17 protein-coding genes and 1 pseudogene are annotated in these 24,117 nt (G+C 71.4%); 13 read left to right on the forward strand and 5 right to left on the reverse strand.

The window, feature by feature from the left end; genetic code table 11:
- Positions 1-138 precede the first annotated feature (138 nt).
- The 4 genes from JOM49_RS10425 to JOM49_RS10440 all read right to left on the reverse strand — a co-directional run bounded on the left by JOM49_RS10425 (position 139) and on the right by JOM49_RS10440 (position 2,921).
- A complete protein-coding gene (locus JOM49_RS10425) occupies positions 139-1,356 on the reverse strand; it encodes a hypothetical protein (protein WP_245369284.1) in 1,218 nt (405 codons plus the stop codon).
- 319 nt (positions 1,357-1,675) lie between these two features.
- Positions 1,676-1,993: a hypothetical protein gene (locus tag JOM49_RS10430; protein WP_209664101.1), complete on the reverse strand. Its 318-nt coding sequence runs from the start codon at positions 1,991-1,993 to the stop codon at positions 1,676-1,678.
- Positions 1,994-2,063: 70 nt separating this feature from the next.
- Positions 2,064-2,348, reverse strand: a complete 285-nt coding sequence (locus tag JOM49_RS10435; RefSeq protein WP_209664102.1) for a chorismate mutase — start codon at positions 2,346-2,348, stop codon at positions 2,064-2,066.
- A gap of 165 nt (positions 2,349-2,513) precedes the next feature.
- Complete coding sequence (locus tag JOM49_RS10440; RefSeq protein WP_209664103.1) at positions 2,514-2,921, reverse strand: DUF1707 SHOCT-like domain-containing protein; 408 nt, start codon at positions 2,919-2,921, stop codon at positions 2,514-2,516.
- Positions 2,922-3,031: 110 nt separating this feature from the next.
- Here JOM49_RS10440 and pcrA point away from each other — a divergent pair, with 110 nt between their 5' ends.
- On the forward strand, positions 3,032-5,407 hold the full coding sequence (pcrA, locus tag JOM49_RS10445; protein WP_209664104.1) for a DNA helicase PcrA: 2,376 nt from the start codon (positions 3,032-3,034) through the stop codon (positions 5,405-5,407).
- Between the two features lie 342 nt (positions 5,408-5,749).
- On the opposite strand, the gene JOM49_RS10450 is transcribed toward pcrA, so the two are convergent.
- Positions 5,750-6,436, reverse strand: a complete 687-nt coding sequence (locus JOM49_RS10450) for a M23 family metallopeptidase (protein ID WP_282769165.1) — start codon at positions 6,434-6,436, stop codon at positions 5,750-5,752.
- Between the two features lie 1,788 nt (positions 6,437-8,224).
- Between JOM49_RS10450 and JOM49_RS10455 the strand changes: the two genes are divergently transcribed.
- The 12 genes and pseudogenes from JOM49_RS10455 to JOM49_RS10510 all read left to right on the forward strand — a co-directional run bounded on the left by JOM49_RS10455 (position 8,225) and on the right by JOM49_RS10510 (position 24,087).
- Entirely contained in the window at positions 8,225-9,928 is a 1,704-nt protein-coding gene (locus JOM49_RS10455; RefSeq protein WP_209664106.1) for a hypothetical protein, read from the forward strand.
- Entirely contained in the window at positions 9,925-10,239 is a 315-nt protein-coding gene (locus tag JOM49_RS10460) for a hypothetical protein (RefSeq protein ID WP_209664107.1), read from the forward strand. The genes JOM49_RS10455 and JOM49_RS10460 overlap by 4 nt, the downstream gene beginning before the upstream one ends.
- Positions 10,240-10,352: 113 nt before the next feature.
- Positions 10,353-11,522: an ADP-forming succinate--CoA ligase subunit beta gene (sucC, locus tag JOM49_RS10465; RefSeq protein ID WP_209664108.1), complete on the forward strand. Its 1,170-nt coding sequence runs from the start codon at positions 10,353-10,355 to the stop codon at positions 11,520-11,522.
- Position 11,523: 1 nt separating this feature from the next.
- Entirely contained in the window at positions 11,524-12,414 is an 891-nt protein-coding gene (sucD, locus tag JOM49_RS10470) for a succinate--CoA ligase subunit alpha (protein WP_209664109.1), read from the forward strand.
- Positions 12,415-12,624: 210 nt separating this feature from the next.
- Positions 12,625-13,527 carry a DUF5336 domain-containing protein gene (locus JOM49_RS10475; protein ID WP_209664110.1) on the forward strand — a complete coding sequence of 301 codons (903 nt, stop codon included), beginning with the start codon at positions 12,625-12,627 and terminating at the stop codon, positions 13,525-13,527.
- 158 nt (positions 13,528-13,685) lie between these two features.
- Positions 13,686-15,122, forward strand: coding sequence for a cell division protein PerM (locus JOM49_RS10480; protein ID WP_209664111.1), 1,437 nt, complete (start codon positions 13,686-13,688; stop codon positions 15,120-15,122).
- A gap of 63 nt (positions 15,123-15,185) precedes the next feature.
- Positions 15,186-15,803, forward strand: coding sequence for a phosphoribosylglycinamide formyltransferase (purN, locus tag JOM49_RS10485; protein ID WP_209664112.1), 618 nt, complete (start codon positions 15,186-15,188; stop codon positions 15,801-15,803).
- Positions 15,800-17,359: a bifunctional phosphoribosylaminoimidazolecarboxamide formyltransferase/IMP cyclohydrolase gene (gene purH / locus JOM49_RS10490; protein WP_209664113.1), complete on the forward strand. Its 1,560-nt coding sequence runs from the start codon at positions 15,800-15,802 to the stop codon at positions 17,357-17,359. Before purN ends, purH begins: the two co-directional genes overlap by 4 nt.
- Positions 17,360-17,631: 272 nt before the next feature.
- Positions 17,632-18,327: pseudogene (imuA', locus tag JOM49_RS10495) on the forward strand (DnaE2-dependent mutagenesis accessory factor ImuA'); the annotation flags it as partial.
- A gap of 755 nt (positions 18,328-19,082) precedes the next feature.
- The gene (locus JOM49_RS10500) at positions 19,083-20,621 is read left to right on the forward strand and encodes a DNA polymerase Y family protein (RefSeq protein WP_443626008.1); all 1,539 of its coding nucleotides are present in this window, start codon (positions 19,083-19,085) and stop codon (positions 20,619-20,621) included.
- Positions 20,621-20,764 (forward strand): hypothetical protein, encoded by a 144-nt coding sequence (locus JOM49_RS10505; protein WP_209664114.1) that lies wholly within the window; start codon positions 20,621-20,623, stop codon positions 20,762-20,764. Before JOM49_RS10500 ends, JOM49_RS10505 begins: the two co-directional genes overlap by 1 nt.
- The gene (locus JOM49_RS10510) at positions 20,764-24,087 is read left to right on the forward strand and encodes an error-prone DNA polymerase (RefSeq protein ID WP_209664115.1); all 3,324 of its coding nucleotides are present in this window, start codon (positions 20,764-20,766) and stop codon (positions 24,085-24,087) included. The genes JOM49_RS10505 and JOM49_RS10510 overlap by 1 nt, the downstream gene beginning before the upstream one ends.
- Positions 24,088-24,117 lie beyond the last annotated feature (30 nt).

The following is a 24,117-nucleotide window of genomic DNA, read 5'->3' on the forward strand; positions in this document are numbered from 1 at the left end:
GCGTCGGAGCCACCCTCGATCGGCGGATAGCCGCTCAGGCACGACGAACGGCAGTCAGGGCCACTCACATGGCCCAATCGGGGCCCGCTCGGCGCTGGGCCGACGGCCCAGCGCTTGGTGGTAACGCCCCGGCGTGTCTCAGCGGCCGTCGTCGGTGATCTTGTCGTTCTCGCTGAACACCAGCGTCCGTTGTTCGGTGGTTTTGCTGCCGTCCTCGTGGGTGACCTCGACGGTGTTCAGCGTGACCCCGTCGTTCGGGTCCACGTAGATGTGCTTGACCTCGAAGTACGCCACGTCGGAGTAGCTCTCTCGAAGCCCGGAGGCGCCCTGCTTCTGCAGCTCGCCCTCCGTCAGCGCGGCGGCCGAGCCCGGGTCCTCGGTGACGGTGTTGAAGAACTGCTCCGAGTGGTCCGCCATGGCCTCCGCGTCGTAGCCGGTGAAGTAGCGCTGCTTCTCGAAATCGCGCTGGGCCGGCTTCTCCGGCGGCTTCTTCAGCTCGGGCTTGGGCTTGCTGCTGTCCGGCTGGGTCTCGGCGGGCGTGCCGGGTGAACTGGGTGAGTTGTTGCTCGGAGGGCCGCCGCCCAACGTGGAGGACGGCGCTTCGCCGATATCGGCCTCGGGCTCGTCGCTGGACACCGGCAGCTCGGTGTCCGGCACCGCGACCACCGAGTCCGTCGGCTCGTCGCTGGTCCCGGTGCCCGTGCCGTCGCCGGGCAACGGCAGGTCTCCCTGGACCAGCGGGTGGCTGCCGCCGCCGTTCTCGCCGGGCCAGCCGTCGATCGCGCGGGGCTCGCCGGTCGGCTGCTGGCCGACCAGGAACGTGCCGGCGCACAGCATCGCGACCACCACGCCACCGGAGGAGGCGGCGGCGAACCAGGCGGCCTTGCGCCAGGTCCGCGGCGGGGTCACCGAGGCGGGGACGGTGCCGATGTCGAAGGTGCCCAGGCCGTCCACCGGCGGCGCGACGAAGATGCGCGTGTCGTCGTCGTACTCGTCATCGGGCACGACGGGCGGGGGCGGCGGCGTCAGCGTGACCTTGGTGCGGCGCACCGGCTTCAGCTCGTCCGTGCGCTCGGCGTCGGCCGGGACCAGCGCCGGGGGACGGGAGTCGACGCGCTGGCTCGGCAGCGGCGGCGGGGTGAGCCGCTCGAGCGGGGCCGGCGGGATCGGCAGCACGCCGCGGGCGGCGCGGAAGCCGGGGTCGGTGCGCTCGAGCGGTGACTCGAGGGTGCTGGTGGTGCCGTACGCGCGGTGGGACTGGTGGCCCTGGAGCGGCGGTACGGCCGGGGTCCAGGTACCGGAGCCGCGCCGGTGCCGGTGGCGGCCATGTCCGGTGGCGTCGATCCTGCCGTTCATGGTGGGTGGACCCCTCCTCCCTGCCGGTGGTGACGGCGGTCCGTCCCGGTTCGACCCGATCGGACGAGCAGCGGACTGGCTTACCGGAGCATCTGCACAGCCCAGATGCACGAGCATTCGACTGTGCACATGAGTGTCCACCGGCCTCGCCTGCCCGAACTGACACGCGGGTCCTCTCGTGACCAGAGTAGAAGGCCCAGGCCGAGAACGCGCCATCGATTCTGCAACTTGCAGAAAATTCACTCCGACGGGCGTGCCGGGCGGGTGGTGGCCCACCAACGGCACCTTCCGCCGCCGCTCTGAGTGTGCTTTCCGGTGCTCAGCCGCCGCTGCGGTACCTCTGCTGGGTGGACTGCAGCGCCTTGGTCGCCACGGCTCCGCTGCCACCCGCGAGCAGGATCGCGATGACGTCCATCGGGATCGCCTCGCTACCGGTGATCAACAGCGCCAGCAACGAGGCGGCGGTGGTCCCACCGGCCACCGCCCAGCGGCTGCGGACGTACTGCGAGATCGGCGAACCGCCCGCGCGGTCCTTGGCGGCCTTGTTCAGCATCGCGAGGTAACCGGCGTGACCGAGCGCGGCGAGCAGACCGGCGATGGCCACCACGACGGCGATCAGGTTGACGATCGTTCCCATGTGCCCAGTGTGCCCGCATCCGGCCCGCCGCGGCTCAGGGCTCACCCTGAACTTCCGGCATCGTTACCGGTTATCGGCCGAGTCGCCCGCGTCCGAGGTTCAGCAGCGCCATCGCCAGTTCGCGGCCTTCCGGGCCGAGTTCGCGGTAGCGGGCGAGCACGTCCATCTCGCGGTTGTAGACGATGCGCGTGCCACCGGCGGCCATCCGCGCGGCGCCGATCGTCTTCGACACCTCGACCCGGCGCTTCACCAGGCGCAGGATCTCCTTGTCGAGCCAGTCGATCTCCTGGCGGAGGGCGTCGATGTCCTGCACGTCTTCCTGGATGTCACTGGGTTCGTCGGTCTGGGGGTTCATCGGGACCTCCGTGCTCGGGTCCGGATCCGCTGCGGGTCCCAAAGCCTGCGAAAGCCCCGGGTCCGTGGACTCCGGGGCTTCGTGGTGATTGCGTTGCGGCACTACGCGATCACGGGAGCCGGAGTCCGGGTCCCGTAGAAAAATCGGTGGTTGTGCCGCACACCCTCAGTATGGCACAACGTCACGCCGCCGGGCGGGGAGCCCGCGCAGCCAGGCGTGCACCGCGACGCTGACCGCGAGCCAGAAAACGGGCACCACGGGCCAGAAGAACTCGGCGCCGGAAACCACCCAGCGCACCACCAGCAGCACGGAGACCGCCGCGGCGATCGTGGCGTGCAGCCGCAGCGCGCGGACCGGCGGGCGGCGGACCGGCGGCCGCTCCGGTGGCAGGTCGGCGGTCAGCCCGCCCAGTTCGTCGGTGTAGGTGGCGGCGTAGACCGCGGCGACCCGCTCGTCGGTCTCGGTGATGGTGAGCCTGCCCGCCGCGCCGGCGGACTGGACTCGGGTGGCGATCCGCTCGCGTTCGGCGTCCGAAGCGCGGATCCTGGCTGGTGTGGGCTCTGTGCTGGACATGCCCCCATGCTGCGCGCCGCCCGCCCGCCCCGGCATCGGTCCCGGAGCGGCTTCGCCACCTACGTCCGGTGCCGTACTCCGTCGGTCCCGCCGAGTAACGTGGTCAGGCGATGGACACCCTCTTCGATCTCCCCGCACCCGCCGGCGAGCCCGCCCTGCTCGCCGACCTCAACCCCGCCCAGCGCGCCGCGGTCACGCACGCCGGTGCGCCGCTGCTGGTCGTCGCGGGCGCGGGCTCGGGCAAGACCAGGGTGCTCACCAGGCGGATCGCCTACCTGCTCGCCGAGCGCGGCGCGCACCCCGGCCAGATCCTCGCCATCACCTTCACCAACAAGGCCGCCGCCGAGATGCGCGACCGGGTCACCGAGCTGGTCGGCAAGCGCGCCAACGCGATGTGGGTCTCCACCTTCCACTCCATGTGCGTGCGGATCATGCGCCGCGAGGCCAAGACCCTCGGCATGACTTCCAGCTTCTCCATCTACGACTCCGACGACACCAAGCGCCTGATCACGCTGGTCGCCCGCGACCTCGACCTGGACCCGAAGCGGTACCCGGCGCGCACGCTGGCCATCCACATCTCGAACCTGAAGAACGAGCTGCTCGACGCCGAGGACGCCAAGGCCAGGGCCACCAACGACCTGGAGCGCCGGGTCGCCGAGGCCTACGCGGAGTACCAGCTGCGCCTCGGCCAGGCCAACGCGATGGACTTCGACGACCTGATCATGCGCACGGTCGAGCTGCTGAAGAACTTCCCGGAGGTCGCCGAGTACTACCGGCGGCGGTTCCGGCACGTGCTGGTCGACGAGTACCAGGACACCAACCACGCGCAGTACACCCTGGTCCGCGAGCTGGTCGGCACCGGGACCACCGCGTCCGGGGTGGAGCCGGGCGAGCTGTGCGTGGTCGGTGACGCGGACCAGTCGATCTACGCCTTCCGCGGCGCGACCATCCGCAACATCGAGGAGTTCGAGCGCGACTTCGTCGACGCGCACACCATCCTCCTGGAGCAGAACTACCGCTCCACGCAGACGATCCTCTCCGCGGCGAACGCGGTGATCGCGCGCAACCCGAACCGCCGCGCCAAGCGCCTGTGGACCGATTCCGGCGACGGCGAGAAGATCGTCGGCTACGTGGCCGACAACGAGCACGACGAGGCCGCCTTCGTCGCCCGTGAGATCGACGAGCTGGCCGATTCGGGCGCCGCGACCTACGGCGACGTGGCCGTGTTCTACCGCACGAACAACCAGTCGCGGGTGTTCGAGGAGATCTTCATCCGGCTCGGCCTGCCCTATCGCGTGGTCGGCGGGGTGCGGTTCTACGAGCGCCGCGAGGTCCGCGACATGCTGGCCTACCTGCGTGTGCTGGCCAACCCGGAGGACACGGTCAGCCTGCGCCGCATCCTCAACGTGCCCAAGCGCGGCATCGGCGACCGGGCCGAAGCCGTGGTGGCCGCGCACGCCGAGCGTGAGCGGATCTCGTTCGCCGCGGCGCTGCGCGAGTCCGTCGACGGCAAGGTCGCGCTGATGAACCCGCGGTCGCAGAAGGCCATCGCGGGCTTCATGGAGCTGATGGACAACCTCGGCGAGCTGGTCGAGGAGGAGGCCGACGTGGCCGACATCCTCGAAGCCGTGCTGGAGCGCACCGGCTACCGCCAGGAGCTGGAGGACTCCGACGACCCGCAGGACGCCTCGCGGGTGGAGAACCTGACCGAACTGGTCACCGTGGCCAGGGAATTCGGCGAAATGGCCGCGGAGATCACCCCGCCGCCGGAGGACACCGTGGTGGTCCCGGGCTCGCTGCCCGCGTTCCTGGAGCGCGTGTCGCTGGTCGCGGACGCCGACTCGATCCCGTCACCGGACGGCGAGGACGGCGACGACGCGGGTGTGGTCACGCTGATGACCGTGCACACCGCGAAGGGCCTGGAGTACCCGGTGGTGTTCTGCACCGGCTGGGAGGACGGCATCTTCCCGCACATGCGCGCGCTCTCGGAGCCCGCGGAACTGGCCGAGGAGCGGCGGCTGGCCTACGTGGCCATCACGCGCGCGCGGCAGCGGCTGTACGTCTCCAGGGCGGTCGCGCGCACGGCCTGGGGTCAGCCCATGTCGAACCCGGCTTCGCGCTTCCTGGACGAGATCCCGGCCGACCTGCTCGACTGGCGGCGGGAGGAGCCCGCGCGCGGTGGCTTCCGCTCCGGTTCCCCGCGGGCGGCGACCACCTGGGGCAGCCGCTCGTCCTCGTTCGGCGGCGACTCGGCGCAGGCAGGCCTGTCCTCGCGCGGGATGCGCACGACGAACTTCAAGGGCTGGAAGGACACCGTGGCCCTGAAACTGGACGTCGGCGACCGCGTGAGCCACGACAAGTACGGCCTCGGCACCGTCGTCGCGGCCGACGGCGCCGGTCCCCGCGCCACCGCGACCATCGACTTCGGTGCCGCCGGCAAGGTCAAGCTGATGCTCATCGGCAGCGTGCCGATGGTGAAGCTCTAAAACTGTCGTACCCGCCCGCTATAAAGAGTGTCGAACAGGAGTTCGACGAGCGGGCGGGGTCCTGTACCCCCCGGGAACAGGAGAAACGACATGTGGAGCACCGGTGGAACGAGCCCGGCGTGCGCGGCCACCTCGCGGAAAGCGCTGCGCTCGCCCAGGCGGGCGGCGCGCTGGCAGTCGACGCTGAGGTGTTCCGCGCGGCCGGGTCAGGTGGGCACCGCACGGTCCGCGCACGCCGAAGGCCCGGACGGCGTGACGCGGTGTGCCTGTGATGGGTGCGCCTGTGGCGGACAGCCCTCGCCTACGACGAGCGAGGGCCATCCACCGGAGGATCCGGAAGGATCAGATCTTGACGCCGCGCTCGCGCAGCCAGGGGCTCGGGTCGATCTTCTTGCCGCCCGCGGTCCACACCTCGAAGTGCAGGTGCGGGCCGGTGGACTGACCGCGGTTGCCGACCTCGGCGATCTGCTCGCCCGCCTTGACCTTCTGGCCGGTGCGGACGGAGAAGCTGTTCATGTGGCCGTAGACGTGGATCGTGCCGTCGTCCATCTGGACGCGGACCCAGAGGCCGAAGCCGCTGGCCGAGCCGGCCTCGATCACGGTGCCTTCGGCAGCCGCGAGGATCGGGGTGCCGATCGGGGCGGCGAGGTCGATGCCGTTGTGGCTGGCGCCCCAGCGGGCACCGAAGCCGGAGGTGAACCGGGCCGCGGGGCACGGGTTCACAATCTTGGGCCGCTTGGCCTCTTCTTCCTTCTTGCGCTTTTCCTCCGCCTCGCGTTCCACGCGGGCGTTGGTCACCGACGCGCTGTCGTCCAGCTTCTGGACCTCGGCGGAGGCGTCGCTGCTCAGCGCGACGGGGAGCAGTTCGGGAGCGCTGGCCTTGGTGTCGCCACCGACGCCGAAGGCGGCACTGGCGTCACGGGAGGTGGCCAGCGGCGTCACGTTGGCGTCGGAGTCGGCACCGAGGGACTGCAGCGTCGAGCCGGCGGCCGCGGCGGCGAACGCACCAGCGGCGACAGCGGCGACCACGACGCGGCCACGGAGAGCGGAGGGGGGCGGGGGTAGCCGGTGGGTCCCCCGGACTCGGACGACCGCACCGTCGAGTGCGTCTTCGAGCGCCGGGGAAGGAACTTGGCCGCCGGGGGAGCGGTGTCGAGCCAAGACTACGGGGCCTTCCATCTTCGGGGAATCAGGTCTCGCGTCCGGACTGCCGGGCGGGGGATCCCGGTGAGCAACCTCGGGGGTGGTTGCTCGACGTCCTATTCGTGACCTGACTGTAATGGGGACCCGGGGACAGTAACGAAGGGGCACCGCCCGGGGCAAGGCGCAGCAGGCGTATCGGCCGAACGAGGCCGAAGCGCGCGCGCACTAGCAGTGCTTATAACCCAAAGTAGACACCCGATTACGCCGTCGGTGTGAGCTGAGCAACACGTCCCGGGCCGTGGCCCAGGTCACAAATCACGCATTCCGCTCCCGACCCCTTGGATTTACCCGGTCAACCCCCGGAATAAACCGTTGCACCCGCCCCCACCCACCCCCTTCACCCATCCGACCCACCCCACTCCCCCCAAACCCCCAGCTCACACCCCCTCCGCCCTCCCCTCTGGCCCATCCCTCCCCGCCACCCCGCGCACCCCTCCCCGCTCACCCCCACCTTCATCCGCCCCCCACACCCAGCCACCCGAGTCCCACACCCATGCACCCGAACCTCACGCCCAGACGCCCGAACCCCACGCCCAGGCAGCCGAACCTCACGTTCAGGCGCCCGAACCCCACGTCCAGGCAGCCGAACTCCACGTCCATGCGCCCGAACCCCACGCTCAGGCGTCCGAACCTCACGCCCGTGCAGTCGAACCTCACGCTCAGGCAGCTGAAGCCCACGTTCGAGCACCCGAACCCCACGTTCCCGCAGTTGAACCCCACATTCAGGCGTCCGAACTCCACATTCAGGTAGCCGAGTTCGACATTCAGGCAGCCGAGTCCCACGTCCAGGCAGCCGAGCCCCGTCCAGGCAGGCGACCCTCACGTTCAAGCACCTGAACCTCACGCTCAGGCAGCCGAACTCAACGTTCAGGCACTCGAGCCCCGCACTCGCGCCGCTGAAGCCCACGTTCAGGAGGGGCGAGTCCTGCATTCGGGCAGCCCCGAGTCCCACGCCCATGCAGCCGAACCTCACGTTCAGGCGCCTGAAGTCCACACTCAGGTAGCCCAGTTCGACATCAAGACAGTCGAGTTCCATGTTCAGGCGGGCGGGCAAACACCGCGTCCACGCAGGTGAGCCCCACATGGTAGGTAGCCGAACCTCACGTTCAGGCGCCCGAACTGCACACTCAGGTAGCCGAAACCCATGTTTGGGAGCTGAAGCCCACGTTCGAGTCGGGTCCGCGCTGATTCGCATTCCCGCAGAAGAGTTCCGCGCAGCCAGGCGCCCCAGGCCACGGGCGCAATGCCACAAGCGCAATGCCACAAGCGCAATGCCACAAGCGCAATGCCACAAGCGCAGACGCCCCCGCTGGCATCCCGCTCGGCAAACATCCCCCGGGCCGGCGCCCACGAGCGCAGGCTCGGTCCCACCAACCGCCCACGAGCGCGGGCGGCCTTACCGATGGCGTACCGCTGCCCCGTGCTGCGGAACGCCTGTCCCCGAAGCCCCGATTCCCCGTTGTCCCCGGTGGCTCCTATCAGGTGGTTACCCGTCGCCTCGGGGGTGAAACAGGGTCCCGTCGCTCTCCCCCGATGGAGCGATATGCGTGAGACGCCTGGCTCCGCGGCAGGTTGCTCGACCGGCCCGCGACGACCGTTGCTAGCGTCCTCCCGATGACTTCCAGCGCTCGGCCGTCGACGCTCACCCCGCAACGGCAGCCCGGTCTCCTGTCCGGCGCGCTGACCTGCGGCGTGCTCGGCGCGCTGCTGCTCGCGGCCGGCGGTGTCCTTCCCGCGGTCGGTGACGCCCACCCTGGCTACTCGAGTGCGCTGCCCCTGATCGTGCTGGCGTTGCTGCCCGCCGCGGCCGCCGTGTTCGCGGTCGCGGGCAAGCGCCCCACGCTCGCCGCCGGGGTGCTCGCCGGGGCGGCGGTGCTCGCGCCCGGGCGGTTGCTGCTCGACCTCCAGCTGCTCGTCGATCTCTCCAACGCCGCCCGTCCCGAACTGCACGTGCCCACCCAGCTCGAGGCCGGCACCCCCGGCGTCGGGCTTTGGCTGCTGCTCGCCGGGCACGTGCTGACCGCGGCCGCGGGGATCGCCGCCGTCCAGTTCACCAGGCGCGAGGCCGAGGCCGAGGGCACCGACCTTCCCGGCGGCCCGCGGCTGGTGGTGCTCGCGATCGGGCTGACCGTCGTCGCCGGGGTCGGGCTGGTCATGGCGCCCTTCGAGTCCGCCGACCCTTACCTGCCCGCCCGCAACGCCTTCGAATCCCCCTGGCCGGTGCTCACCGGCGGCCTGCTCCTCGCCTTCGCCATGCCGCTCGGTGCCGCGCTGGCCTTCGGCTCCGGGCTGCGCGCCGCGGCCAGGGGCAGCGTGCTCGGCCTCGCGTTCGCCGTGCTCGCGGTCGCGGTGCCGAACCTCATCGCCGGGTTCGCCGTGAAGGACGCCGGCGTCAGCGCCGGGCCGGTGGTGGCGATCGTCGCCGCGCTCGGGCTGGCCGCGCTCGCCATCGCGCGTCAAGAAGGCACGCAGCTGAACGAAGACCCCGACGTCGCCGAGGAAGCCAAGCTGCCCGGCCGCCGGCGGCTGGAGCTGGCGACCGGCGCCCTCGCCGTCCTCACCGCCGCGGCCGCCGTGCTCGGCGGGCTGACCGCGCAGGTGACCAGCTCGTCCCCGGCCATCGACGCGCCGAAGTCGCCCGCCGCGCTGCTGCTCGTGGTCGCCGGGATCCTGCTCGGCGTCCTCGGCCTGGCCATGCTCCTGCCCGGCACCGGCGAGACCCTGCGCCCGGCGCTGTCGGTGGCCTGGGTGGTGGTGCCGCTCGCCGGGACCGCCGTGCTGGACACCGTGCTCACCGCGTCCCGCTTCGGCGGCGTGCTCAGCCCCGGCGCCGGGGTGACGTGGACCTCCGTCGCCTTGTTCGCCGCCGTGGTGACCGGCATCTGCTCGGCCGTCGCGGGCATGGTCGAGCGCGAGAACGACGATGGCAGGCGCCCGGCGAGCAGCGCGACCACCCCGGTGGTGGCCGCGGGCGTGCTCGCCGTCGCCGCGTTCGTCGTGCCGGTGGTCACCGCGCCGGACTACGACCCGCCGACCCTGATCACCGGCTTCGGCGCGTCCTGGTGGGGCGCGGTCATCGCCGTGGTGGCCGTGCTCGTCGCGCTTGGGCTCGCGCTGTACAGCCGCCCGATGCGGGCCTTCGCGCTGCTGCTCGGCGTGTTCCTCGTCCTGGTCCTGCGGGCCGCGGAATTCCCGCTGGTCGGCGGTGAACTGGACGGATCCGCCATCGGCATCGGCCTGTGGCTGTCGATCGCCGCCGCCATCGCGACCGGGATCGCCGCGGGATTCGTCACCCGCGCCGCCGAAGAGAAGCCGTGAGCGTGCCGCCGCGCGTCCTGCTGGCCGCACTGGAAAGCGCGCCGGAAGGTGACGGCAGTCCCGAACTCGCGCGCGCCCTGCGTGACGAAGGCATCGAGGTGATCTACGCGGGCGTGCTCGGCGATGCGGCTGAGGTCGTCGGTGCCGCCGTGCAGGAGGACCCGGCCGTGGTCGCGGTGAGCCCGGCCGATCCGGGCGGGGTGATCGCCGCCGCGCTCGAAGGCGTCGAAGTGGTCGGTTTCCGCACCGTTCAAGAAGGCCTGGAACGGGTGAAGATGGCCACAGTTTCGAGGTCACGGGCCCCTCGGTGACCGACTTCACCGGGTGCGGAGTCCACTACCGAACCGCAGGTCGCTAGGGTCGACCCGGCGAGAATAGCCGCCAACAAACCAGCACAGTGGCGTGTCGTCAGGAGACTGGAGTAGTGGACCTTTACGAATACCAGGCGAGGGATCTCTTCGCCGCCCACGGTGTACCGGTGTTGTCCGGTTCCGTGGCCAATACGCCGGAAGAAGCCCGCGCGGCTGCCGAGCAGATCGGTGGCCAGGTGGTCGTCAAGGCCCAGGTCAAGACCGGTGGCCGTGGCAAGGCCGGTGGCGTGAAGCTCGCCGACAGCGCCGACGAGGCCAAGGAGAAGGCGGAAGCCATCCTGGGCCTGGACATCAAGGGCCACACCGTGCACCGGGTGCTGGTGGCCGAAGCCTCGGACATCGCCGAGGAGTACTACTTCTCGTTCCTGCTCGACCGCGCGAACCGCACCTTCCTGGCGATGGCGTCGGCCGAGGGCGGCGTGGAGATCGAGCAGCTCGCCGTCGAGCGCCCCGACGCGCTGGCCAAGATCCCGGTCGACGCGATCACCGGGGTCGACAAGGCCAAGGCCAAGGAGATCCTGACCGCGGGCAAGTTCCCGGAGAAGGTGGTCGACGAGGCCGCCGACGTGGTCGTCAAGCTCTGGGAGACCTTCGTCTCCGAGGACGCCACCCTGGTCGAGGTCAACCCGCTGGTCCGCGACCCGCAGGACAAGATCATCGCCCTCGACGGCAAGGTCACCCTCGACGAGAACGCCTCCTTCCGCCAGCCGGGCCACGAGGCGCTGGTCGACAAGCAGGCCGAGGACCCGCTGGAGGCCAAGGCCAAGGCCAAGGACCTCAACTACGTCAAGCTCGACGGCGAGGTCGGCATCATCGGCAACGGCGCGGGCCTCGTGATGTCCACTTTGGACGTCGTGGCCTACGCGGGCGAGAAGCACGGCGGCGTGAAGCCGGCGAACTTCCTCGACATCGGTGGCGGCGCCTCGGCCGAGGTGATGGCCGCCGGGCTGGACGTCATCCTGCACGACCCGGCCGTGAAGAGCGTGTTCGTCAACGTCTTCGGTGGCATCACCGCCTGCGACGCGGTGGCCACCGGCATCGTCGAAGCGCTGAAGATCCTCGGTGACGAGGCGGCGAAGCCGCTCGTGGTGCGGCTCGACGGCAACAACGTCGAAGAGGGCAGGCGCATCCTCGACGAGGCGAACCACCCGCTGGTGACCGTGGTGGACACTATGGACAACGCGGCTGACAAGGCTGCCGAGCTCGCAGCGGCAGGGGCGTGAGATGTCGATCTTCCTGAACGAGCACAGCAAGGTCATCGTGCAGGGCCTGACCGGGTCCGAGGGCACCAAGCACGCGACCAAGATGATCAAGTCCGGCACCAACATCGTGGGTGGCGTGAACGCCCGCAAGGCCGGGCAGACGGTGACCATCGAGGGCAAGGAACTGAAGGTCTTCGGCACCGTCGAGGAGGCGATCAAGGAGACCGGCGCCGACGTGTCGGTGGTCTTCGTGCCGCCGAAGTTCGCCAAGGACGCCGTGGTCGAGGCCATCGACGCGGAGATCGGCCTGGCCGTGGTGATCACCGAGGGCATCCCGGTGCACGACTCGGCCTACTTCTGGGCGCACGCGGTCGCCAAGGGCGGCAAGACCCGGATCATCGGGCCGAACTGCCCCGGCGTGATCAGCCCCGGCAAGTCCAACGCGGGCATCATCCCGGCGAACATCACCGGCCCCGGCAAGATCGGCCTGGTGTCCAAGTCGGGCACGCTGACCTACCAGATGATGTACGAGCTGCGCGACATCGGTTTCACCACCGCGGTCGGCATCGGCGGTGACCCGGTCATCGGCACCACGCACATCGACGCGCTCGCCGCCTTCCAGGAGGACCCCGACACCGAGGTCATCGTGATGATCGGTGAGATCGGTGGCGACGCCGAGGAGCGGGCCGCGGACTACATCAAGGCCAACGTGACCAAGCCGGTCGTCGGCTACGTCGCGGGCTTCACCGCGCCCGAGGGCAAGACCATGGGCCACGCGGGCGCGATCGTCTCCGGTTCGTCCGGGACCGCGGCCGCGAAGAAGGAGGCCCTCGAGGCCGCCGGCGTGAAGGTCGGCAAGACGCCGACCGAGACCGCCAACCTGGCGCGGGAGCTGTACAACAGCCTCCACTGACCTCGAGTCACGCACGGAAAAGCCGGACACCCGATCGGGTGCCCGGCTTTTCCGTGCCTACCGGCTGAGCGGCGAAACCATTCCGGGTTCCGGAACGTCCGAGCCAGCGGGCGGGCCAGCGGCGCTGGTGCGCTAGCGTTCAGTAACCACGAAGAAGCCGCCTCTTTTAGCCACACGACGAGTGGCCGGTCGGACGACAGGAGAACACGGATGTCCTTTCCCAGCAGTGGGCCTGGTTACCCTCCGCAGGGGGGCGGCCCCCACAACCCCCAGGGACCGGGTACCGGTTCGTTCCCGCCGGTCGGCCCGCCGCCGCAGCAACAGCAACACCAGCAAGCACCGCAGCAGCCGGGTCTGCAGGCCGGTGCGCTGAACTTCGCCGTCATCCTCGCCCTGGCCGTCTCGGTCCTCGGCCTGGTGCAGTACTTCGTCGGGTTCTCGGACGAGGCCTCTCCCGCGGACGAGGTGACCACCTGGCTGCTGGTCGGCGGTCTGCTCGCCGCGCTGCGCGTGCTGCCCAACGCGCCGAAGGTGCTGCCGTTCGCCGCGCTGCTCAGCGTGCTCGGCGCGCTGCAGGCGCTGGACCACGTGATCGGCTACGGCGAGAACGACCAGGTCCCCGGCATCATCACGGTGATCGTCATCCTCGGTTTCCTGCAGCTGATCGCCGCGGTCGCGGCCCTGCTGTTCGACTACGACGTGCTCAAGCTGCCGGCGCCGAAGCCGCAGGGCGCTCCGCAGTACGGCCCGCCGACCGGGCAGCAGCCCGCCCAGCAGGGCCAGCCGGGTCAGCCGGGTCAGCCTGGCCAGCCGGGTCAGTACGCCCCGCAGCAGCCGCAGTTCGGCGGCCCGCCGCCCGCGTCGTCGCAGCAGCCCACGCAGTACGCGCCCACTGGCGGCAACGCGCCCGACTCGGGTGGCTTCGCCCAGCCGACGCAGTACTCCACGCCGGTCACCCCGCCGCCGTCGGCCCCCGGCCAGCAGGCGACCACCTACGCCTCGCAGCAGGGCCAGTTCTTCCAGCAGCAGGGCGGTTCCGGGTCGGGTTCCGAGCCGGGCGGCCAGCAGTCGCCGGGCACCCCGCCGGGCGGGTTCGGCAAGCCGGGCAACTGATCCAACTCTCCTTCGAAAAGGCCATCCACGCTCAGGTGGGTGGCCTTTTTCGCTGTGCGTGACCGGCCTGACCCGACCGGGTGGCTGTGGCCTGCGCCATTGTCGATCAACGGCGTGGCACGCCCGAATGGCCCAGCGCGAATGCGAGGGTCGGCGGTATGCAGGTGCTCGCCACGGCGCCCGATGGCGCTGAGCGGTTGAGTGAGCTCGAGCCACCCGCCGAGGTCACCGGCGCGACTCGGTTTCGGGTGCTGCTCGTCGCCGCCCTCTTCCCGCTGCTCACCGGCTACACGCTGGCCACCGGCGCGCTGGCCGCGGTGGCCGGGCTCGCGCCCGGGTCCGGCTTCACCGTTTCCGGGGCGTTGCGCGGTGGCGGCCCGGCCTGGCTGGCGACGCAGCAGGTGCCGCTGAACCTCGGCGGGCACCCGCTCAGCGTGCTGCCGCTGCTGCCGACTTTCGTGCTCCTGCTGCTGGTCGCCAAGCTCGCGTCGCGCGCGGCCCGGCGGCTCGGGTACACCGATCCGGCGCAGGCGATCGGGGTGATCGGCGTGATCGCCGCCGCCCACGCCTTCGCCGGGGTAACCGTCGCGGTGCTGTGCAGCGGCACCGGGGTCGACGTCGAACCGCTGACCGCGTTCCTGCTGCCCGGGGTGCTGTCCGGCGCCGCGGCGACGGCCGGGGTGCTGAGCCGCTGCGGCCTGCCGGAGCCGCTCAAGCAGTACGTCGACCCGCTCGCGCTGACCGGCCTGCGTGCCGGGGTGCTCGGAGTGGCCGCGCTGCTGGTGGCCGGTGGGCTGGTCACCCTGCTCGGCTTCGCGTTGTCGGTGCCGGAGACCCTGCGGTTGTTCGACGCCGAGTCCGCGGGCAGCGGGGCGGGCATGCTGCTGCTTTCCGCGGTCTACCTGCCGAACGCCGTGGTGGCGGGGCTGTCCTTCGCCGCCGGGCCCGGGTTCTCGATCGGTGCGGTGGACGTCACGCCGTTCGCCTTCGACGGCGGTCCGGTGCCCGCGCTGCCGATCCTGGCCGCGCTGCCCGAGCAGCACGAGGTGTGGTGGCCCGCGCTGCTGGTGCTGCCCGCGCTGGCCGGTGTCCTGTGTGGCTGGGGGTTGCGCCGCTGCGACCCGGATCCGCTGGTCCGGGTGCGTGCCGCGGCGATCGCCGGTGCCGCCGCCGGGTTCGGCTGCGTGCTGCTCGGCACCTTCGCGGGCGGGCGGTTCGGTGACGGCGTGTTCGACCCGGTGACCGTGCCGATCGCGTTGTTCTCGCTGGCCGGGTCGTGCTGGGTCGCCCTCCCGGCCGCGCTGGTGGCGTGGCTGACCGGGAGTACCGCGCCGGTGGTGCCCGTGCCCGTCGAAGTGGACTCCGAAGCGCCGACTGTGGTCTTCGATGCCATCCAGGACGACTACGACGGGGACACCGAGGACACCGAGGTCTTCGATGCCATCGAGGACGACCTCGACTACGAGGAAGAGGACCCCGGAGAAGAGCCGGACGAGCTCGACGAGCCGCCGGCCGTCGAAGGGGAAACCGAGGAAGCAGACGTCCCCGCCGAGCCCGGTCCGGGTGCCTCCGAGGAGCCGGGGCAGCGCGACTAGGCTGGGCCACGCCCAGGTCAACGGCCGTGTGCCCGAGCAAGGAGACCCGTTCTGCCTAGTCGGTTGGAGCTGCCCACCCCGGCCAGGGTGGTGGTGCTCGCCTCGGGGTCCGGAACCCTGTTGCAGGCCTTGCTCGACGAATCCGTCCGCTCCGGTTTCGGTGCCACGGTGGTCGCCGTCGGCGCCGATCGCGGCGGGATCGAGGCGCTCGCGCGGGCCGACCGCGCCGGGGTGCCGTACTTCACCGTGCGCGTGGCCGACCACCCCGATCGCGCGGCCTGGGACAAGGCGCTGACCGAAGCGGTCGCCGCCTACCGGCCCGATCTGGTGGTCTCGGCGGGGTTCATGAAGATCCTCGGCCAGGAGTTCCTGGCGCGCTTCGACAACCGGGTGGTCAACACGCACCCGGCGCTGCTGCCCTCGTTCCCCGGCATGCACGCGGTGGCCGACGCCCTCGCCGCCGGGGTGAAGGTGACCGGGTCCACCGTGCACTTCGTGGACGCCGGGATGGACACCGGCCCGATCATCGCCCAGGAGGCGGTGGTGGTGGAGGAGTCCGACACCGAGGACCGGCTGCACGAGCGGATCAAGTCGGTGGAACGGCGGCTGCTGGTGGACGTGGTCGCGAAGTTGTGCCGTGCGGGCTGCACGGTGGACGGACGGAAGGTGAGTTTCAGGTGAGCGAGCCGGGGCGTAAGCCGGTCGAGCGGGCGCTGATCGGCGTCTCGGACAAGTCGGGACTGCTGGAACTGGCGACCGGCCTGCACGCCGCGGGCGTGGAGATCGTGTCCACCGGCGGCACCGCGAAGGCGATCGCGGACGCCGGCGTGCCGGTCACCCCGGTCGAGCAGGTCACCGGCTTCCCCGAGTCGCTCGACGGCCGGGTCAAGACGCTGCACCCGCGGGTGCACGCCGGGCTGCTCGCCGACCGCGACCGCCCGGAGCACGTGGCGCAGCTGGCGCAGCTCGACATCGCGCCGTTCGACCTGCTCGTGGTCAACCTCTACCCGTTCCGGCAGACGGTGGCCTCCGGTGCCTCGCCGGAGGACTGCGTGGAGAACATCGACATCGGCGGCCCGGCGATGGTGCGCGCGGCGGCGAAGAACCACGGCAGCGTGGCCGTCGTGGTGGACCCGGCGCGCTACGACTGGGTGCTGGAGCGCGTGCGTGAGGGCGGGTTCGCCCAGGAGGACCGCAAGCGCCTCGCCGCGGCGGCCTTCGCGCACACCGCGGCCTACGACACCGCGGTCGCGGCCTGGTTCGCCAACTCCTACGCCCCGGCCGACGACTCGGGCTTCCCCGACTTCACCGGCGCCACCTGGGAACGCGCCGACGTGCTCCGCTACGGCGAGAACCCGCACCAGCGGGCCGCGCTGTACCGGAGCTGGAGCGACGGCCTGGCCCACGCCGAGCAGCTGCACGGCAAGGCCATGTCCTACAACAACTACGTCGACGCCGACGCCGCGCGCCGGGCGGCGTACGACTTCGACGAGCCCGCGGTGGCGATCATCAAGCACGCCAACCCGTGCGGCATCGCGGTCGGTGTCGACGTCGCCGAGGCGCACCGCAAGGCGCACGCCTGCGACCCGGTCTCGGCCTACGGTGGTGTGATCGCCACGAACCGGCCGGTGACGCTGGCCGCCGCCGAGCAGATCGCCGACATCTTCACCGAGGTGCTGGTCGCGCCCGCGTTCGACGAGGACGCGCTGGAAGTGTTGACGCGCAAGAAGAACATCCGGCTGCTGCGGCTGCCCGAACTGTCCTCACCGGACGCGGTCGAGTTCCGGCCGATCTCCGGCGGGGTGCTGGTGCAGACCGTCGACCGGATCGACGCCGCGGGCGACCGCCCGGCGGACTGGACGCTGGCCACCGGTGAGGCGGTCGACGAGGCCACCCTGGCGGACCTGGAGTTCGCCTGGCGCGCGGTGCGCGCGGTCAAGTCGAACGCGATCCTGCTGGCCCACGACCGGGCCACCGTCGGCGCGGGCATGGGCCAGGTGAACCGCGTCGACTCGGCGCGGCTCGCGGTCGCCCGCGCGGGTGACCGGGCGAAGGGCTCGGTGGCCGCCTCCGACGCCTTCTTCCCGTTCCCGGACGGGCTGGAAGTGCTGATCGAGGCCGGGGTGCGCGCGGTGGTGCAGCCGGGCGGCTCGGTGCGCGACGCCGAGGTGCTCGCCGCGGCGGAGGCCGCCGGCATCACGGTCTACTTCACCGGTACGCGGCACTTCGCCCACTAGCCGAACCCCACGTTCAGGAAGCCGAACCCCACGTTCGCGCAGCTGAACCCCACGTTGGCGCAGCCGAACCGCACACTCGGCTGAGGCCGCATCACCCGCCAGGGTGCCCACGCCGCGTCGCGGTTGACATGATCGACGGCCGGTGTTTGACTAGGCCCATCGAACACACGTTCGATAGGTGACCGCCTTCCCCGCGGTGACGATGGCATGGCGCTCGTGTTGCCAAGAGCACGGGCGTCGATCGGCGACGTCGTGGGTGGAGGTGGTGACCGGTGTCGGTTGGTGCGACCGCTTCCTCGTCGCCGGCTCCGCCCGCTCCGCTGGCGAAGCTGGCGGCGTTGCCGGGGATCAGCACGGCGAGTGGGGTGGCGGCGGCCGCCCGGCAGGCTCAGGCGACGGGACAGGTGCTGCCCGTCCTGCCGGAGCTGGCCGGGTTGCTGCCTGCCGGTGGGCTGCGACGCGGTGGCACGGTCGCGGTCCACGGCTCCACCTCGTTGTTGCTGGCTCTGCTTGCCGAAGCCACCTCGCGGGGTTCCTGGGCGGCTGTGGTGGGTGTTCCCGAACTCGGCGTTGTGGCGGCGCACGAGCTCGGGGTCGCGGTGGACCGTCTCGCGCTGGTCAACCGGCCGGGAATGGAGTTCGGCGCGGTCACGGCCGCTCTGCTGGACGGGATGGACCTGGTGGCCGTGGGCGGCGCGGGCGGTGGCGCCCGCGGTGCCGGTCCATCCCGTTCCCAGCAGCAGTTGGCCCGCCGCCTGTCGGCACGGGCCCGCAACCGGGGCGCGGTCCTGCTGTCACTGGGTCCTTGGCCGGGGGCCGAGGTCGAACTGAGCGGCGAGGTCGTCGCCTGGCACGGTCTGCACGCGTCGGGAAAGGGGTTCCTGCGGGGGCGGGAACTGAACGTCCGCACCAACGGCCGCGGTGCCGCCGCGCGCCCAGGGCAAACCAGCCTGCTCCTGCCGACGGCGGCGCACACCACGCCCCTCGGCCTCACGGACAACGCGCCCAACGCCGAGCGCGCCGGAAAACTGCGCCTGGCCGGGAAGACTGACCCCGCCGAGAACGCGGAGTCCGCAGGGAATGCTGGGCCTGCCGAGAAGGCTGGCTTCGCCAAGAAGGCGGGGATCGCCGGGAACACTGGGCCTGCCGAGAAGGCTGGGCCCGCTGGAAATTCCGGTGCTGCTGGGAATTCCGGAAGTGCGGGGGCCGCCGCAAAACTCGGCCTTGCCGAGGCCGCGACGGCCGCTGAGACTGCTGAGGCCGCTGGGACGACCAGGAAGCCCGTCGCTGCCGAGAACGCTGGCTCTTCCAGGAAGGTCGCGCCTGCCGCCACTCTCGGTCTCGCCGGGAGCGCGGCGGAGGTTGAGGCTGCTGGGTCGGCCGGGAAGTCCGTCGTTGCCGAGGCCGCTGGGGCTACTGGAAGCGCTGGCTCTTCCAGGAAGGTCGCGCCTGCCGCCACTCTCGGTCTCGCCGGGAGCGCGGCGGAGGTTGAGGCTGCTGGGTCGGCCGGGAAGTCCGTCGTTGCCGAGGCCGCGGGGGCTACTGGAAGCGCTGGCTCTTCCAGGAAGGCCTCGGCACAGGCTCAGGTCACTGGGCGGACCGGGAAGCCTGTTACCGCTGAGATTCCTTGGTTTGCCGAGAACGTGCCGTCCGTCGAGGAAATCGAGGGCACCGCTGGACGTTCCCCGAAAACCAGTCTCGCGCTCACCGAAAGCGGTGTCGGATGAGCGGGGGGTCGGCCAGCCGGATGCTGGTGTTGTGGTGTCCGGACTGGCCGGTGGTGGCGGCCTGTGCGGCCGAGGGGGTGCCCCAGACCCGGCCCGCGGCGGTGTTTTCCGGGAATCGCGTGGTGGCTTGTTCGGCGCTCGCGCGGGCCGACGGGGTGCGTCGGGGGATGCGTAGGCGGGATGCGCAGGCGCGGTGTCCGGAGTTGGTGGTGTTCGGGGCCGAGCCGGAGCGGGATGCCCGGTTCTTCGAGTCGGTGGCCGCCGCGGTGGAGGAGGTGGTGGTCGGGGTCGAGGTGGTGCGTCCGGGCATCGTCGCCATGCCGGTGGCCGGGGCGGCCGGGTACTTCGGCGGGGAGCAGCGGCTGGCCGAACTGCTGGTGGACCAGGTGGCCGTGGAATGCCAGGTGGGTGTCGCCGACGGGTTGTTCGCGGCGACGCTGGCCGCGCACCGGTCGGCGCTGGTGGACCCCGGCAGGACCGCCGAATTCCTTGCCCCGCTGGACATTCGTGAGCTGGATCAGCCCGGCTCGGACCGGGCCGAGCTGGTCGATCTGCTGCGACGCCTCGGCCTGCGCACGCTCGGGGCGTTTGCGGCGCTGACCACGCGTGAAGTGCTCAGCCGGTTCGGAGCGGCGGGGGAGCTGGCGCACCGGCTGGCGTCCGGGCAGGCCGAGCGGCCGCCGGTCCGGCGCCGCCCGCCACCCGAGCTGACCGTGACCAAGGAATTCGACCCGCCGCTGGACCGGGTGGACGTGGCGGCGTTCATGGGCAAGACCATGGCCGCCGGCTTCCAGTCCGGGCTGGCGGCCTGGGGGCTGGCGTGCACCCGCCTGGGTGTCTACGCCAGGACCGAGAACGGCGAGGAGCTGACCCGCGTCTGGCGCTGCGCCGAACCGCTCGACGCCCAGGGCGTGGCCGACCGGATCCGCTGGCAGTTCGAGGGCTGGCTCAAAGGCACCTCCGGCCGCCCCACCGCGGGCGTGGTCCAGCTGCGGCTGGTGCCGGAGGAAACCGTCGAGGGCCGGTCGCTGCAACTCGGGCTGATCGGCACCGAACAACAGCTCGCCGACGAACGGGCCGCACAGGCGATGGTGCACGTCCAAGGCCTGCTCGGGCCGGAAGCCGTCGTCACCCCGGTGCTCGACGGCGGCCGCGGCCCCACCGAACGGGTACGCCTGGTGCCGTGGGGCGATCGCCGGGTACCCGAGCGGCAGCCGGAGGCGCGCTGGGACGGGCGGCTGCCGATGCCCGCGACGGTGTTCACCCGGCCCTTGCCGGTGCGGGTGCTCGACGCGGCCGGGGCCGAGGTGCGGATCACCGACCGCTACCAGGTCAGCGGCCCGCCCGCCGCCGTGGTGGTCAACGACGGCCCGCCGCGGCCGGTGTGCGGCTGGGGTGGCCCGTGGCGGACCAGGGCCGCGGGCGCGGACCGGGTGCGGCTGCAGGTGGTGCTCGACGGCGAAGCCGGACCGGCCGTGTTGCTGGTCCGCGCGCTCGACAATCCGATGTGGACAGTAGAAGGGGTGTACGACTAGTGAGCGACCAGGAATACCTGCGGCGCGTGCGTGAATGGCTGTGTGCGGAGCTGGGCGGTTCGGCGACCGAAGTGGACGGCATCGAGCTGGACCTGTCCGCGGTCATCCCGCACCAGCGCACCGGTGAACACCAGTACGGCTGATGGGCTGGAACAACCCGCCGGTCCGCTGGGACGAGCTGGAACGCGGCCTGGCCGGGCAGCCCATCCCGCCGGAGGCCGCGCGCGACGGCGGTGACAGCCCTGCCTGGTCACGCCGTCGCGACGGCTACTCCCGCCCGGCGGACCTGCGCTCCCTGCGCGGGGACGACCAGGCCGGGGCGGGCACCCGCGTGCCCTACGCCGAACTGCACTGCCATTCGAACTTCAGCTTCCTCGACGGCGCGAGCCACCCGGAGGAGCTGGTGGAGGAGGCCGTGCGGCTCGGCCTGGACGTGCTCGCCCTCACCGATCGCGACGGCATGTACGGCGTGGTGCGCTTCGCCGAGGCCGCCGCGGATCTCGGGCTGCGCACGGTGTTCGGCACCGAGTTGAGCATCGGGCTGAGCGCGCCGCAGAACGGCGTGCCCGACCCCGAGGGCGAGAACCTGCTGCTGCTCGCCTGCCAGCAGGAGGGCTACGGCAACCTGTGCCGCGCGATCACCCGCGGCCAGCTCGAAGGGCCGAAGGCGGAGAAGGGCCGCCCGGTCTACGACCTCGAAGCGATCGCCGCGGACACCGCGGGCAAGTGCGTGGTGCTCACCGGCGGCCGCCGGGGCGCGGTGCGGCGCGCGCTGGCCGAAGGCGGGTTCGACGCCGCCAAAGCCCGGCTCGATCAGTTGGTCGCGTTGTTCGGCCGTGAGCACGTCGTCGGTGAGCTGATCTCCCACGGCGAGCCGATGGACGACGTGGAGAACGACGCCATCCGTGACCTGGCGGAGGCGTTCGGCCTGCCGACGGTCGCCACCGGCGGGGTCCACTACGCGACACCGCGGCACGGGCAGCGCCTGGCCGCCGGGCTCGCCGCGATCCGCGCCCGCCGCAGCATCGAGGAGATGGAGGGCTGGCTGCCCGCCGCGGACAACGCGTTCCTGCGCTCGGGCGCGGAAATGGCCGAGATCTTCACGCGGTACCCGGGCGCGGTGCAGCGGGCGGCGTTGCTGGGCACGGAATGCGCGTTCGACCTGAGCCTGGTGGCGCCCGCGTTGCCGCCGTTCGACGTGCCGACGGGGCACACCGAGGCCACCTTCCTCCGCCAGGAGGTGATGAAGGGCGCCGCGCGCTGGTACGAGGGCAACGACGCCGCCCACCGCCAGCTCGAGCACGAGCTCCGGATCATCGAGGAACTCGGCTTCCCCGGCTACTTCCTGATCGTCTGGGACATCGTGGAGTTCTGCCGGAAGAACAACATCTACTGCCAGGGCCGCGGTTCGGCGGCGAACTCGGCGGTCTGCTTCGCGCTCGGGATCACCAAGGTCGACTCGGTGAAGTGGAAGCTGTTGTTCGAGCGCTTCCTCGCGCCGGACCGCGACGGCTACCCCGACATCGACCTGGACATCGAATCCGGTCGGCGGGAGGAGGTGATCCAGCATGTGTACAAGAAGTACGGCAGGTTGTGCACCGCCCAGGTGGCGAACGTGATCACCTACCGCTCGCGCTCGGCGGTCCGCGACGCCGCCCGCGCGCTCGGGTTCTCGCCCGGCCAGCAGGACGCCTGGAGCAAGCAGCTCGACCGCTGGGGCCCATTGAAGTCCACAAAGGACGATCACGACCACGACATCCCGGACGAGGTGCTCGCGCTGGCCGACGACCTCGAAGGCTTCCCCCGGCACCTGGGCATCCACTCCGGCGGCATGGTCATCTGCGACCGCCCGGTGAGCGAGGTGTGCCCGATCGAATGGGCACGGATGGCCGATCGCAGCGTGCTGCAGTGGGAGAAGGACGACTGTGCCGCGGTCGGCCTGGTCAAGTTCGACCTGCTCGGCCTCGGCATGCTGTCCGCGTTGCACCACATGGTCGACCTGGTCGCCGAATTCGAAGGCGAGACCGTCGAACTCGGCGCGCTGGACCTGGAGGACAAGAAGGTCTACGAGATGCTGCAGCGCGCCGACGCGATCGGGGTGTTCCAAGTGGAGAGTCGTGCCCAGCTGGCGACGCTGCCGCGCCTGGCCCCGCGCAAGTTCTACGACCTGGCCGTCGAGGTCGCGCTGATCCGGCCCGGCCCGATCCAGGGCGGTTCGGTGCACCCGTTCATCCGCCGCTACACCGGCAAGGAGGAGTGGGACTTCGACCACCCGCTGCTGGCCAACGCGCTGGGCAAGACCTACGGCGTGCCGTTGTTCCAGGAGCAGATGATGCAGATCGCGCTGGACGTCGCCGGGTTCACCGCCGCCGAGGCCGACCAGTTGCGCCACGCGATGGGGTCGAAGCGCTCGGAGAAGCGGATGGAACAACTGCGGCAGCGCTTCTACGACGGAGCCGCGGCCAACGGCGTCGAGCGGGAGCTGGCCGCACGCATCTTCGGCAAGCTGCAGGCGTTCGCGAACTTCGGCTTCCCGGAAAGCCACGCGCTGAGCTTCGCCTACCTGGTCTTCGCCAGCGCCTACTTCAAGCTCTACCACCCGGCGGCCTTCTGCGCGGCGTTGTTGCGCGCGCAGCCGATGGGCTTCTACTCGCCGCAGTCGCTGGTCGCCGACGCGCGGCGGCACGGCGTGGTGGTGCTCGGGCCCGACGTGAACGCCAGCGACTGGCACGCCACGCTCGAACCCCACGGCGACAAGAACGCCCACGCCGTGCGCACCGGGCTGGCGACCATCCGGAACATCGGCGAGGACCTGGCGAAGGCGTTGGTCGCCGAGCGCGCGAGCGGTGGCCCGTTCGCGGACATGGCCGATGTGGCGCGCCGGGTCAAGCTGAAGACCCCGCAGGTGGAGTCGCTGGCCACGGCCGGTGCCTTCGGCTGCTTCGAGGCGGATCGGCGCAAGGCTCTCTGGGCCGCGGGCGCGGTGGCCGGCGAACGCCCGGAGAAACTGCCGGGCAGCGTGGTGGGCACGGCTGCCCCCGCGCTGCCCGGTATGGACGCGGTGGACCTGGCGGTGGCCGACGTCTGGGCCACCGGCATGTCGCCGGACAGCTTCCCGACGCAGTTCGCCCGCGAGCAGCTGGACGCGCTCGGCGCGCTGTCGGCCGGTGCGCTGCTGGGCGTCGAGCACGGCACGCGGGTGCTCGCCGGGGGCGCGGTCACCCACCGGCAGCGCCCGGCCACCGCGGGCGGCATCACCTTCATCAACCTCGAGGACGAGACCGGCATGATCAACGTGGTCTGCTCGGCCGGGTTGTGGCGGCGCTACCACCGGATCGCGCGCGACAGCTCGACGTTGCTCGTGCGCGGGGTGGTCGAACGCGCGGACGGGGTGGTGAACCTGATCGCCGATCGCCTGCAGCGGCTGCAGTTGCGCATTCCCGCCCAGTCACGGGATTTCCGTTGACGCGGCCGGGCGGTCCCGGCCTGCGGGCGT

This window comes from Amycolatopsis magusensis (assembly GCF_017875555.1).
GTDB classification, from domain to species: Bacteria; Actinomycetota; Actinomycetes; order Mycobacteriales; family Pseudonocardiaceae; genus Amycolatopsis; species Amycolatopsis magusensis.

Excerpts from the sequence above, each read along its gene's own strand:
- JOM49_RS10510 (WP_209664115.1), top strand. The coding sequence starts at position 20,764 with ATGGGCTGGAACAACCCGCCGGTCCGCTGGGACGAGCTGGAACGCGGC.
- JOM49_RS10500 (WP_443626008.1), top strand. The coding sequence starts at position 19,083 with ATGAGCGGGGGGTCGGCCAGCCGGATGCTGGTGTTGTGGTGTCCGGAC.
- sucD (WP_209664109.1), top strand. The coding sequence starts at position 11,524 with ATGTCGATCTTCCTGAACGAGCACAGCAAGGTCATCGTGCAGGGCCTG.
- JOM49_RS10455 (WP_209664106.1), top strand. The coding sequence starts at position 8,225 with ATGACTTCCAGCGCTCGGCCGTCGACGCTCACCCCGCAACGGCAGCCC.
- JOM49_RS10480 (WP_209664111.1), top strand. The coding sequence starts at position 13,686 with ATGCAGGTGCTCGCCACGGCGCCCGATGGCGCTGAGCGGTTGAGTGAG.
- JOM49_RS10425 (WP_245369284.1), bottom strand. The coding sequence starts at position 1,356 with ATGAACGGCAGGATCGACGCCACCGGACATGGCCGCCACCGGCACCGG.
- pcrA (WP_209664104.1), top strand. The coding sequence starts at position 3,032 with ATGGACACCCTCTTCGATCTCCCCGCACCCGCCGGCGAGCCCGCCCTG.
- JOM49_RS10475 (WP_209664110.1), top strand. The coding sequence starts at position 12,625 with ATGTCCTTTCCCAGCAGTGGGCCTGGTTACCCTCCGCAGGGGGGCGGC.
- JOM49_RS10430 (WP_209664101.1), bottom strand. The coding sequence starts at position 1,993 with ATGGGAACGATCGTCAACCTGATCGCCGTCGTGGTGGCCATCGCCGGT.
- JOM49_RS10435 (WP_209664102.1), bottom strand. The coding sequence starts at position 2,348 with ATGAACCCCCAGACCGACGAACCCAGTGACATCCAGGAAGACGTGCAG.
- JOM49_RS10440 (WP_209664103.1), bottom strand. The coding sequence starts at position 2,921 with ATGTCCAGCACAGAGCCCACACCAGCCAGGATCCGCGCTTCGGACGCC.